Origin of the sequence: Phocaeicola faecalis, assembly GCF_021730445.1 — a bacterium.
GTDB classification, from domain to species: Bacteria; Bacteroidota; Bacteroidia; order Bacteroidales; family Bacteroidaceae; genus Phocaeicola; species Phocaeicola faecalis.
In genome coordinates this window covers 45,556-58,881 of the sequence record NZ_JADNRM010000006.1, presented here as the reverse complement: position 1 = coordinate 58,881, position 13,326 = coordinate 45,556, and the positions used below count along the sequence as shown (strand labels likewise).

Sequence of the window (13,326 nt, the reverse complement as noted above, 5' to 3'; positions counted from 1 at the left end):
ATTAGAATTGAAGATTTATACCAAATGAAAATGTTCTAGACAAAGGATACCATCCACCCTCCGGGTCAAAACCATCGTAACCGGTAACGGTCGCTAAATTTTGTCCCGATAAATAAAGTCTCAGATATTTAATATTCACTTTCTCCAATAATGTTTTTGAGAAGGTATAACCAATCTGCACATTTTGGATTTTCAGATAATCAGCATTACGCAACCAATAGCTATTATATTGAGTGTCATTAGCCGTATTCGTTAAAGTAAGACGAGGATAAGTGGCATCCGGATTATTTTCACTCCATGCATCCAAATGCATAGGGCGTGCATTCTGAGATAAATAGAAAGCCCATCCTTCATAACCGGATATGTACTTCTTCACATTCAATTTACCATACATATTCATAGAGAAATCAAAGTTTTTATATCCAAAATGCAAATTGACCCCATAATCAATCGGTAACTTATCATTCAAGATAACACGGTCATTACCGTCAATAACTCCATTGTCATCTTGATCTTTAAATTTTATATTGCCAGGAAGAACATTTCCTTGCTTGGCATGATTCTTTATGTCTTCTTCACTCTGAAATAAGCCCTCTGCCTCATAACCGAAAGGTAATTGGTACCGCCCATTTAAGTAGGTCACCGCATTTCCTTCAATCCACTTATCTGAGTTCCCCATTTCCAATACTTTATTTTTTGAGAAACTCGTATTCATATCTACTCCCCATGAAAAATCCCCTTTGCCGTCATTATAAGATACCAGAATATCCATTCCTTGATTTCTCATTCTCAACAAATTTGAAATTGGGGCAGAAAGTCCGAATTCAGAGGGAACAGGAGGAGTATATAATATATTACGACGAAGATTATTAAAATAATCAACAGACAGTTTGATACGTTGATTCCACATCCCAAAATCAATCCCCATATTGGCCAATTCTGATATTTCCCAAGTTATATCAGGATTTATAGCAACATTATTATATGCACCACCAACCAGTTTCCCATTAAACGAATAGATTTTAGGATCGTAACTTAAGACTTGCGCAGTCGGATAATAACCAACTTTTTCCGCATCTCCCAATGTTCCCCAAGATCCCCTAATCTTTAATTCGGACAACCACGAAGATGCACCTTCCATAAATTTTTCACGATGAATATTCCATCCGGCAGAAAATGAAGGGAACACACCCCATCTATGCCCCTCTGCAAAACGAGAAGAGCCATCCGCCCTTAAACTTGCCTCAAATAAGTAACGTCCTTGATAGTCATAATTAACACGTCCAAACCAAGATTGTATAGCCACATCACGAGTTGTCGAACTTCCATTCTGCTTATTATCACTACCTACCCCCAATACATCAATATCATCAAACGGCATATTATCTCTGGAGGCCCAAAATCCTTCCTGCTTGAAATATTCTTGTGAATAACCAGCCAAAAATTTGAAATGATGCGAGTCAGCCAACGTAAGCGCATAATCAGAAGTAAACTGCAATTGTGTGCGGTATTGATAAGCATTAGAGTCTTTCAAAGAAGAAACAAGATTTTCCGTCTTTGCCACATTTCCCTTGGCATCATATAAATAATAAGTCTTGACCCGGTCTTTTGTCGTCTGGTCATGCGTATAGGCAGATATGTTTGCTTTTATATTCCAATCTTTCAAAGGAGTATAAGTAGCACTAAATATAGCAAGCATCTCTTTGTGACGCTCTTTTGAATAACCAGCCTCATTGACACCGGCAATAGGGTTTCCTCCCATCGAAGAACCAACCCCATATAGTCCGTTAGCCTCATAAATAGGGGTAACAGGTGATATTCTCGCTGCCTGAGTTTGCCAAATTGTTGTTCCTCCCTGCGGATTCTTTATATTTGTCTGTGTATATTGCAAATTAACTTGTGCAGACAAGTTCTTTAACAGCTGGAAGTGCAAATCAGGTTTGAATATCAAACGGTTATAATCATTGTTAGGTAAAGTACCCTCCTGATAGTCATTCGAAAGAGAAAAACGGTAAGTAATAGATTTCTCTTTACCCGAAACAGCCACATGAATATTATTAATCAATGTATTTTTACGGTATATTTCTTTATACCACTTATTATCTGCATATTTCCCGTTCTTCAAATCCTGTATGCCTTGTTCACCAAAAAAGGCAGCTTTACCGTCATTAACCATTGCCTCATCATACAAACGCATATAATCTTCGGCACCGACAAAATCCAATTTGAACTGTGGATTCTGAATTCCTATATTGGTAGAAAAATCAACAACCGGCCGTTCTGAGGTTTGCCCCTTCTTTGTTGTTACCAACATAACCCCATTTGCTGCACGTGACCCATAAATAGAAGCGGAAGCAGCATCCTTCAAAATAGAGATACTTTCTATGTCATTAGGATTCAATGTATAAAGATTACCGGGGACACCATCTATCAGAATAAGAACACCGGAACTTCCCCCAATCGTGGAAGTACCGTGGATATTTATAGTAGCTCCGGAGCCAACCGCACCACTACCTTTGGTTACTGTCATACCGGGAACCGCACCTGCCAACAACTCCTGAACATTGGTAACAGAACGCGCTTTCAATGCCTGATCTGCTTTAATAGTTCCGATAGAACCTGTCAAATTAACCTTTCTTTGTGTACCATATCCTACTACAACAACCTCCTCCAATGCTTGTGTATCCTCCTTTAAGGTCACAACCAGCATCTTGCCGTTTTGTGGCTTCAACTGCTGGGTCTCATAACCAATATAAGAGATTTCCAAAACAGCATTATTCATTGCATTTAGAGTAAAATTACCATCAAAATCAGTTATTGTACCATTGGAAGTACCTTGTACTATAACTGTTGCGCCAATTATCGGCTCACCATTTACATCAATCACCCTTCCTGTCACCTCACCTTGCTGCTCACGCTTCAGCGGTTGCTGTGCTCTTTTAATAATTACTTTTTTATCTTGAATTTCATAACTCAAGCCGGGGTGTCCTTTTAAAAGTTGTTTTACAACTTCTTCTATTATCGCATCTTTTACAGAAATGGAGACACGCTTTTTCGTATCCAAATCAAGGGATGAAAAGACAAATGAATATCCTGATGATTTCTTTATTTGTTCGATAGCTTCCTTAACTGTTATATTATTGGCTTTCAATGTAATATCCTGCGAAAAAGCCGATAAATTAAAGCAAAGTGCTACTGAGGCTACTAAAATAGCCTTATCAAAACATCTCATAATTCTTCTGATTTTTAAAATAAATAAATTAGAATAGGGTTATAAGAATTAAAGATTTACTATATTTGCTACTTCTTTAACTCAACAAGTGTTTTTAAAAAGAATACTTGATTTGATTTAATGGGGAGGGTGTGGCCGCATCCTCCTTTTTTATATCAAGCATCTCCTACTTTACACATCAACCGGTAGAAATTATTTGCTTCATAAATTTAGATTTTTAAGGTTCTACAATATATTAATAAAGTATATACTTTCCATTTTCGTATCGGTAATTCATCCTGCTGGTAGAAGCTATGGTTGTAAGCACCTCTTCGATGGTATTTTTATTTATCATAAAATCACCATAAAAACGTCTATCCCGCAGTGAATCCGCAACTTCTATACACACATCATAACTTCGCATCAGTTTTTTTGCAATATCCTCTAACAACTCTTCATCAAAAAACAATTTATTATCTCTCCAAATATTCGCATACTCTACATTCGCTTTCGACTTAACCATTTCACCAGTCAATTTATTCAGTACCATTCGTTCATTCGGTTCCAAATAAAGTTCTGCCATCGCTTTAATCTCATTCTGTAGTGCCACCTTCCCTTCTACCAAACTAATCATCACCTCCTCGTCATTAGAATAGTTCTTAAAATTGAATTTTGTACCCAATACACGGAGATTCACCTCTTTAGTACAAACCTCAAAGGGCACTTTCTCATTGTGGGCTACTTCAAAATAACCTTCTCCTTCTAATGTCAACTTACGATCATCTACACCAAACCCCTGAGAATAAGTAACTTTAGAACCAGCGTTTAACCAAACCAAACTTCCATCAGGCAAATTTAATTTTGTATGTGTACCTAATGAAGCTTCCACCACTATATCCGAAAAATTCTGTTTTACTGTATGTTTTCCCTGGTAATAAGTAGCAAAAGGGACTAATAAAACCAAAAGCACAGCAGCTACACGATATAACATTTTCCAAGAGAAAGAACGGCTTGCCGGTTTTTCTTTTTTCGAGAGTATAGCTACCCGCTGCTGAAACAAAGTAAAAGCCTTATCTTCATCAAATGGCGCAACACTTCCCGATACTCCCGAAGAAAACCAAAGTTCTAACTTATTCCGAACATAAATACGGTTGGCTTCCGATTCCATACTCCATTTCTGCAACTCGGAAAAAGATGCTTTATCCAAATTCCCTGATAAATAAGATGTAATCAATCTGTCTATATCGTTATATTCTTCTTTCATCTGCATATATTAAGTGCTGTTATTATATAAGGCAAAAAATAAGTTTTAAAGGGTAGTCTAAATGAAGTTTTTTTTTCAATTTCCTAAGAAAATATAGAGAACAAGTAGTTTCAGGTACTTTTCCATCCGTTGCTGAAGACAGGATAATGCGTTCTTCATGTGATATTTAACCGTGTTTATTGAAATATTAAGTTCTATTGCTATTTCTTCGTATTTTTTCTGTTCAAAACGATTCTTTTTAAACACCGTACGACATTCTAAAGGAAGTTCTTCAATATTCCGAATCAGTTCACTTTCCAATTCCTGCTCCAATAAATAACCTAAAGGATGCTCATCTTCAACAAAAATCCGGTCTAGAAACTCCATATTCTCCGGAAAGAAAAATGAAGAGACCAAAAGTTCCTCCCGCCTCCTTAGCGAATTCAGCTCATTTAAACAATGATTACGGACAGCACGCATAAGGTATGCACGAATTGAATATTCAATTTCAATATCACCTCGGTGTTCCCACAAATAAAAAATCGCATCATCCACTATTTCCTCAGCCAAAGCAGCATCGGCCAACATTTGGTTCGCAAAACGGCAAAGCAATACATAATGCTGTTTATATATGTATTTAAAAGCATCTTCATTTCCTTGCTTCAACTGCTCTATAATAAGTTTTTCCATAGCCATCATTAAAGTTATAACAACAAAAAATCAGTAACTCTAATACGGTGTTCCATCGTAGTAGATTATAGCATTTAACCTAAAAATCCGTATTGAACTTGTGAAGTTCATTCCATGGGGATGGGAAAATTTATGCTACAATACATAATCCATTAAATGAAATGGTAACATCATCCGATAACATGATAAATGACATGTCAAACGATGTGTACGCATAATGACACAGCCAAAATTCCTATCTACAAGTACTCTTTTTGTTGCCATATCAGGCGCAAAGATACATTTTTAGACGAAAAAAGAATAGGATTTTATGACTTTTCCCATTTTGTACCATCTAACAAACAACAGTTCGTTAAATATCATCAGTACCAATTACCTCCACTACTCTTGTTTCCATAATGTATAGCGACTAAAGCCTGTATAATTACCTCCGATTTCATAACCTTCGAATGAATATCCCGCCCACCAACCGAAACAGGGTTACCCCAGTAAATCTTCTTTTCTCATATATATAAAGATTTAAGAGGGATTGAAAAGGAGAAAAGAAGGGTCACATTGTTCTCTTGGGGATTTAACATGTCATATCACCAACAAAGGGAAGAGTAAGCCGTTTCTTAGGGTCAGCCAAGTCTTCTTAAACGGAAGATTATTACAGTCTCCGACAGCGGACCGTACAGTCCGTTACGGTGGACTGTACGGTCTACAGTAACGGACTATACAGTCCATTGCCGAAGACTGTAGTAATTCGACTGACAGACAGGCTTAATCGAAAGGACGAAAACGCTTATTCCGCCTAATGAAACGACTTAGGGAGTTCAAAACGTATGCAGAGGTTGAAAACCGGAGAAGACAACATCCGGAGACAGGTGTTTGATATGTTAAATCCCCCCAATAATAACTGACCCAGAAAAAATGAAAAGAGGATGAATCAGATAAAAAATAATTGTTACCTTTGTCAGGTTCAATAAGAAACATACACGTACGAGTTTGGTTACATTTAAATATAAAAAACTTATATTCAATGTACAGAGCAAATATCGGTACTTTTGCGCAAATTATGAAACGAAATCAAATGGAAGATACAAAACATATCAAAATAAGCGAGTACAACTACCCGCTGCCCGACGAACGGATTGCAAAGTTTCCGCTGACGGTGCGTGACCAATCCAAACTGTTGGTATACCGCCACGGTGAAGTGAGCGAAGATACATTCACTTCGCTGCCGGAATATCTGGAACAGGGCGAACTGATGGTCTTCAACAATACAAAGGTGATTCAGGCACGTCTGCACTTCCGCAAGGAAACAGGGGCGCTGATTGAAGTGTTCTGTCTGGAGCCTATACAGCCGAACGATTATGTACTGTCTTTCCAGCAAACGCAAAAATGCAGCTGGCTCTGCATGATTGGCAATCTGAAGAAGTGGAAAGAAGGAGCACTGAGTCGCGTGGTAGACGTGAAAGGGAAACAAGTGACACTGACTGCCACACGCGGTGAATGTCGCGGCACAAGCCATTGGATTGATTTTGAATGGAATGATGACAGCATTACTTTTGCCGACCTGCTGGAAGTGGTAGGCGAACTGCCTATTCCTCCCTACCTCAACCGTGATACACAGGAAAGCGATAAAGAAACTTATCAAACGGTCTATTCCAAGATAAAGGGATCGGTAGCCGCGCCCACTGCCGGGTTACACTTTACCGAACGTGTATTGAAAGCATTGGACGCCCACGGCATCGACCGTGAAGAACTGACCTTGCACGTAGGGGCAGGTACCTTCAAGCCTGTCAAAAGTGAAGAAATAGAAGGACATGAAATGCACACAGAGTACATCTCTGTCAACAAACAGACTATTGAGAAACTGATTGCACACGAAGGATGTGCCATTGCCGTAGGAACCACTTCGGTGAGAACATTGGAGAGCCTATATTATATAGGTGTAGTTATCAGCCGCAATCCTGATGCCAATCAGGAAGAACTGCACGTGCAACAATGGATGCCTTACGAAGAGAACAATGGTATCAGCACTATACAGGCTTTACAATATATACTTGACTATCTGAATCGTCACCACATAGAAGCATTGCACACTAGTACGCAAATCATCATTGCTCCGGGCTACGAATACAAAATTGTGAAGAAGATGGTTACCAATTTCCACCAACCGCAAAGCACATTACTGTTGTTGGTTTCCGCCTTCGTGAAAGGAGACTGGCGGAAGATTTACAATTATGCCTTGAGACATGATTTCAGGTTCCTGAGCTACGGAGACAGTTCGTTGCTGATACCCTGAGAACCTGTCACAGGCATGACATCTTCCTTCCGCACCACTAAGCGTTTTCTTCCCTACCATTAAGGCTTTTTTTACAGACGGTTACTACGTCCCGCTACGGCAGGACGTAGTAGTATTCAGTATGGAAAGGCTTAATCATCCGTATGAAAAGGGGCTCGCCATTGTTTAACGGTGGTGCAAGTTCCGGCCGGAACGATATCCGCAAGCACATGCTTGAAAATCCGAACAGGTATATGACCCCACTTGCCCAATAAAAAAGAGGCCTACCCAAACTCAAGAAAGAGTTTGACAGGCCCCTTTTTTACATTAAAACACCTATACGGTCATGAAATCTTTTAGTACACCCAACCCGGAGTTTTTGTCAGATTCGGGTTCTTTTCTACTTCCGACCGAGGTACAGGGAAGATGCTATAGTCATTTGTTGTAGACCAGCTTACACCACCGTTACCACTGCTCTGGAATCCGGGACAAGTCTTAGAACCGGGCTGATAGTTCATGAAAGGCTCGAACTTGGTTTGGCGAAGAGTACCCCAACGGAATTCTTCGAGGAAGTTGACTCCTTCCATACAGAACTCACGACGGGACTCGTTGCGGATTTTGTTCAGCGCATCTTCCTTGTTGCTAAATGTATATGGCCACATTTCTACCGATGGACGCTGACGAACCATGTTGACCTTTTCGGCCGCACCTGTCAAGTCATCCAACTGGGCTAATGCCTCAGCCCACATCAGCAAGACATAAGCATAGCGGTACACAGGTTCGTCGATAGGGCTGTCCTGCGCATATTCACATTCATAGCCTTCCATGACGAACTTACGGTAACGGTAGGCAAATTCCGCTTCACTGTTACCGTCCTGCATCAGGTCATACGGAGCATCCACACCCCAGGAAGGGTCTTTTTGCATATCCACATAATGACGCGATTGCTTCACCGGCCAGCGGAACACGTAGGGCACCGGATTGAGGTCGCCTGCATTCAGGCGCTTGGCATCGCCTCCCATGTAAGGTTCATCATAGGGCAGAATCACGTTGTAGCGCAGACGAGGGTCACGGTTCTCCCAAGCTTTCTTCAGACGGGCTTCGTTTCCGTCGCCCAAGTACAAACCGCGGTTTTTCTCCGATACAGTATTGATCTTCGTTACAATCATTTTTCTCAATTCAGGACCACCCAGCACGTCTCCGTTTTCCAAGGAGTCGCGGAGAAAATAAATCAGACGGTCTCTCTCGGAAATATCGAAATAACCGGGGATAATGTCATTCCAGTCGAAATCCCTCTGCTCGTCTTTATACTCATACAAATCCACCAAGGCATTGGATGGCGCGAAGTAAGACCAACCTTCCACTCCGTCGTGTCCCACCATAGAACGAGTTCCGCAATAACGTTGAGTGGAGTTTCCGTATCCCTTCAGCTTATCCGTATTGGAAACGGCAAAAATCATCTCCTCACATCCTTCGTTCGCTTCAGTGAAGATTTGCTTGTATCCGCCCTTGAACAAGCTGAAACCGCATTGTCCCACCTTCTCGAAATCGGCCACGGCCTTGCGGAGCAGACTTTCGTCTATCTTGGTACCCGTCACGGTGCCTACTTTATTGTCGTAATTATACTTTGCTCCCATCATCAGGTAGACACGTCCGCGCAAAGTGTAGGCAGCGCCCTTGCAGGCACGTCCTGTTTCGGCATAATGGTCGGGGAAATTCGGCTCATCTATACAGTCGGTCAAGTCCTGGATGACCTGTGCCCAGACTTCGTCTTCAGGAGATTGTCCCTTGGTACATTCGTCCACAGACCCCAACGGCTCCAGATAGAGAGGCACCCCCAGACCATAACGGCCGAAGAGCTCGTTCAGCCTGGTGTAGTAGAAAGCGCGGAGAAACTTGCTCTCGCACAACAGGCGCAAGCGGGTTTCGTCGTCCACGCCGCCGCTGCCCGGCTCCGACAGAACATCGATGGCAGAGTTGGCACGATGGACACCTTCGTATAAATACTTCCAGGCGTTTGAAAACAGTCCGTCGCCGGAACCTGAAGTGCCCTTCAGATAAGGAGGTGTACGGTAAGCATCAGTAGACATGCTCAATGCTTCGAAAGCAGGAGTCGCATTGGTATAGTCCTGATTGTAGATGCCCCATCCGCGCAAGTTCTGATAGATGGCAGCCACACCTGCGTTGGTCAATGTGGAGTTTGTCCACATGTTTCCGGAAGCAATCTGGTTGTGGGGAGCCATGTTCAGGTCCACACAGCTTTGCAACCCACAAAAAGCTAATCCTATGAGAGGAAGAATTATTTTTTTCATATTCATTGTTTCAGTTGTTAGTCAGTAGATTTAGAAAGTAATATTTAAACCACCGGAAATCATACGGGGAATAGGATAGGACTGGAATCCGGAGCCGCCCATTTCAGGATCCACACCTGGGAAATTCGTGATGGTAAGCAAGTTCTCGAATGAAGCGAAGACACGCAACTTGTTGATATAAGCCTTCTTCATCAATGCCTGTGGAAAGGTGTAACCAATCTGCAATGTTTTCAGCTTGATGTATGAAGCATTGTACAATTCGCCGGTATTCGCACGATGCGCACTGTTGGTGTTGCCTATACGCATGTAGGACGCGTAGATGTTTGCGTTCGGGTCGTTGGCAGGGTCGTAATTCGGATCGGTAACAGACAGCTCCGGGTCACAATAATAGTAGATGTGGCGCGCGTTTCTTGCCACGATGGTTCCTTCCTGCCAGCCTGCGTCGCTCATGTCATTGAAGCCGCGTTCGTAGATGCGGCGATACATGCCCGCATTTCCTGCCCAGGTCATGTTCAGGTCTATTCCTTTCCATGCAGCAGAGAAGTTGATGCCGTATGTGTATTTGGGAGTGGTGGATTTGCCTGTGAATACACGGTCATCGTCGTTTGTGCCGTACATACCGTCACCGTTGACATCCGCGTAAACCATTTCACCGTACCACAGACCCTTGCCTTGCCCTACACTCTGGTTGTTGATGTTGTACACACGGTTGCCGTCCGCATCGCGGTAGTCTATCATGGCGCGTACCCAGTCAAGGTCTTGCTTGGTACGTATCATGCCGTCACGCGGACCTCCATGGGGGTCAGGAGTCACGCCGTCTGCCAAGTAGACGTTTCCGTTACCCTTGTGACGTTCGTAAAGGAAATGTTCGTTGTATATGTGGTCTTCTACTACTATAGTGTTGCCATAGTCTGCCACATCACCACGGTTGGTCACGTAGACACGGTTCCCATTTTCATCCACTTCCCATCCTTGTTTCAGTTTGCCTTTATATTTCGTTACTTTATTATTGTTGTAAGCGAAATTGATACCTACACTATACTCAAAGTCCTTGATTTTGTCGGACCAACGCAAGTTCATTTCAATACCACGGTTACGCATATTCGATGTATTGGTAACAGGAGCACTCACACTACCCATGGTCATAAAGATGGAAGGTGTAGCCAAGATACCTTTTGTAGTACGTTGATACCAGTCAGCCTCCACTGACAAACGGTTATTCAAGAAAGCCATTTCCAGACCAACGTTAGTAGATTCACCTGTTTCCCAATGCAAATACGGATTGGCGATCTTGCTCAATTTCAATCCCTTAACAGTTTCGCCACCAAATGAGTAGTTGTTCGAGCTGTAAGTAGCCTGCCAGTCATAGTATCCGGAAGTGGTGTTACCCAAACGTCCCCATGATGCACGCAGCTTCAAATTAGAAAAGACATTCTTGACAGGTTCCATGAAAGGCTCTTCCAAGACACGCCATGCCAGAGATACGGAAGGGAATGTACCCCAACGATGGTCGGGACCGAAACGTGAAGAACCATCGCGACGGAAATTGGCTTCCACCAAGTAACGGTCCTTATAAGAGTAGTTCACACGGCCGAAATAAGATATCACGCCATATTCCTGCATAGGTGTACCGCCAACGGTTGGAATCATCTTGTCCGTAGCGGCTGTAAAATCGGGCAACGACATGTCAAGCAAGCCTGTACGGGTAGCGTTGAAGCCCTTCACCGTCCAGTAGTATTGTTCCGTACCTACCATGATGTTAAAGTCATGGTCGCCAATCTTGTTGGCGTAGCTGACAGTACCCACCTGTGTACGGTTCTGGTAGCGAGTAGTGGCACGGTAAGTGGTTGCCTGGTCGCTGCTGGTGCCTGCATAGAAGTCGCCGGTACGGAAGTTCTCCTTGTCAATGGTTCTGCTATAAGTTTCCGATTCATTGAATGTGGTCTGATAGTTGAAACGTCCCTCGATGGTCAGACCTTTGAAGGGCTTCAAGCGTGCATACCAAGTGGTATTGAGACGCGTATCGTTATAGGAACCTCCTCGAGCCAGCACGTCTGCAAGCAGGTTGGAAGTGGAAGATCCGTCCACTGCAACGCCGTAACGACCGTTGTATTCCGGAGTCATGGCCGGAGTATTCTGGAACATGTATGTAAAGCTGGTATTACCCGGTTCGCTGTTTTCGAACGTGGCATACGTCTGTGTGCCGAACGACAGGAATTTGTTGATTTCGGTTTCCACGTTCACACGTCCTTCATATCTCTTCAGACCTGTGTTCTGAAGCATACCGGGATTGTCCATATATCCGAACGAAAGCAGATAAGTGGTTTTGTCGCTACCTCCGGTGATGGACACATTGTGCTTATGCATGGTGTAAGGACGGAACAACTCTTCTACCCACTGTGTGCTGGGGTATGCCAGGAAGTTTGGTACGCCGTATGGATTGTCTATGCCATTAGGATTGGATGCCGCCTTCTTCAAGCCTTCGCGCCATTCGTCTATAGCCGCCTGGGTATATTTGGTGCCGGCCTTATAGTCGCGGTTGGTACTCCAGCGGTTGGCCATTTCCATATATTCAGCATAGTTGTCCTCGAAATGGAAAGCCTTGCCGCTCATCTTTGAATTGGTCACAATACCTGTATAGGTGATTTTGGGTGCCTGTCCCTTCTTTCCTTTCTTGGTGGTAATGAGGATTACACCGTTGGCACCGCGCGAACCGTAAATAGCGGCACTGGCAGCGTCCTTCAAGAAAGAGATGCTTTCCACGTCATCGCTGTTTACAGATGCCATAGAGGCTTCTGACCCGTCCACGATGACCATGGGAGAAGAGCTGTTGAAACTGCCGAGACCGCGCATCTGGATGCTGGCTCCATCGCTGCCGGGCTTTCCCGATCCCTGGTTGACCTGTACACCTGCGGCCAGACCGGACAATGAACTGGACAGGCTTGTTGTAGCACGGCTCTCCAGCTTTTCGGCCGAAACGGTAGACACAGCTCCGGTAAGATTTACTTTCTTCTGCACACCGTAACCTACAACCACGACTTCATCCAGCAGACCACTGTCTTCTTTTAATGTGATTTTAAATTCAGTCTTGCCTTTAACAGGGATTGTCTGGTCCTTGTAACCAATAAAGCTGACCACCAAAACAGCATCGTTTTTTACCTTAAGGGTAAAATTTCCATCCATGTCGGTGATTGTTCCGTTGGTAGTTCCCTTTTCCAACACGTTTGCACCGATGACAGACGAGCCTGTTTCATCAAGCACTGTCCCTTTGACGGTTTTCTGTGCGAAAGCCATTGTAAAGGAACATAAGAACATGCACAGTAGCATGAGAAGTTTGGGCAGTTTACCCTTAATTCTGCATTTTTGTTCCATAAAAGTTTTTTTAGGATTAATAAATATTATTTCTTTAAATATTTGCAAATGTATTAAATCGGCATAGCAGCCATCTATAAAAATCGTCCGAATAATAATATAAAATTGTCCATATCCGCCTTAGTAATACATATATTGCGATATTGTCTTGAATAACGATAAAGTATTTCATAAGAAAGAAGCCTTCCGACAGTGTGTAAGTTTCTATATCAGCATAAGACATTTTGCT

At 42.8% G+C, this 13,326-nt stretch carries 6 protein-coding genes; 1 reads left to right on the top strand and 5 read right to left on the bottom strand.

Annotated features, from left to right (window positions below; all coding sequences use genetic code 11):
* Position 1: 1 nt before the first annotated feature.
* The 3 genes from IR173_RS08235 to IR173_RS08225 all read right to left on the bottom strand — a co-directional run bounded on the left by IR173_RS08235 (position 2) and on the right by IR173_RS08225 (position 5,144).
* A complete protein-coding gene (locus IR173_RS08235) occupies positions 2-3,232 on the bottom strand; it encodes a TonB-dependent receptor (RefSeq protein ID WP_237039175.1) in 3,231 nt (1,076 codons plus the stop codon).
* A 235-nt stretch (positions 3,233-3,467) separates the two neighbouring features.
* Complete coding sequence (locus IR173_RS08230) at positions 3,468-4,475, bottom strand: FecR family protein (protein ID WP_394800653.1); 1,008 nt, start codon at positions 4,473-4,475, stop codon at positions 3,468-3,470.
* Positions 4,476-4,550: 75 nt separating this feature from the next.
* Entirely contained in the window at positions 4,551-5,144 is a 594-nt protein-coding gene (locus IR173_RS08225; protein ID WP_394800651.1) for an RNA polymerase sigma-70 factor, read from the bottom strand.
* Positions 5,145-6,216: 1,072 nt separating this feature from the next.
* Between IR173_RS08225 and IR173_RS08220 the strand changes: the two genes are divergently transcribed.
* The gene (locus IR173_RS08220; protein WP_237039172.1) at positions 6,217-7,434 is read left to right on the top strand and encodes an S-adenosylmethionine:tRNA ribosyltransferase-isomerase; all 1,218 of its coding nucleotides are present in this window, start codon (positions 6,217-6,219) and stop codon (positions 7,432-7,434) included.
* A gap of 335 nt (positions 7,435-7,769) precedes the next feature.
* Here IR173_RS08220 and IR173_RS08215 read toward each other — a convergent pair whose 3' ends face one another.
* Positions 7,770-9,725, bottom strand: a complete 1,956-nt coding sequence (locus IR173_RS08215) for a RagB/SusD family nutrient uptake outer membrane protein (protein WP_237039171.1) — start codon at positions 9,723-9,725, stop codon at positions 7,770-7,772.
* A gap of 30 nt (positions 9,726-9,755) precedes the next feature.
* A complete protein-coding gene (locus IR173_RS08210) occupies positions 9,756-13,097 on the bottom strand; it encodes a SusC/RagA family TonB-linked outer membrane protein (RefSeq protein ID WP_237039170.1) in 3,342 nt (1,113 codons plus the stop codon).
* Positions 13,098-13,326: the final 229 nt, after the last annotated feature.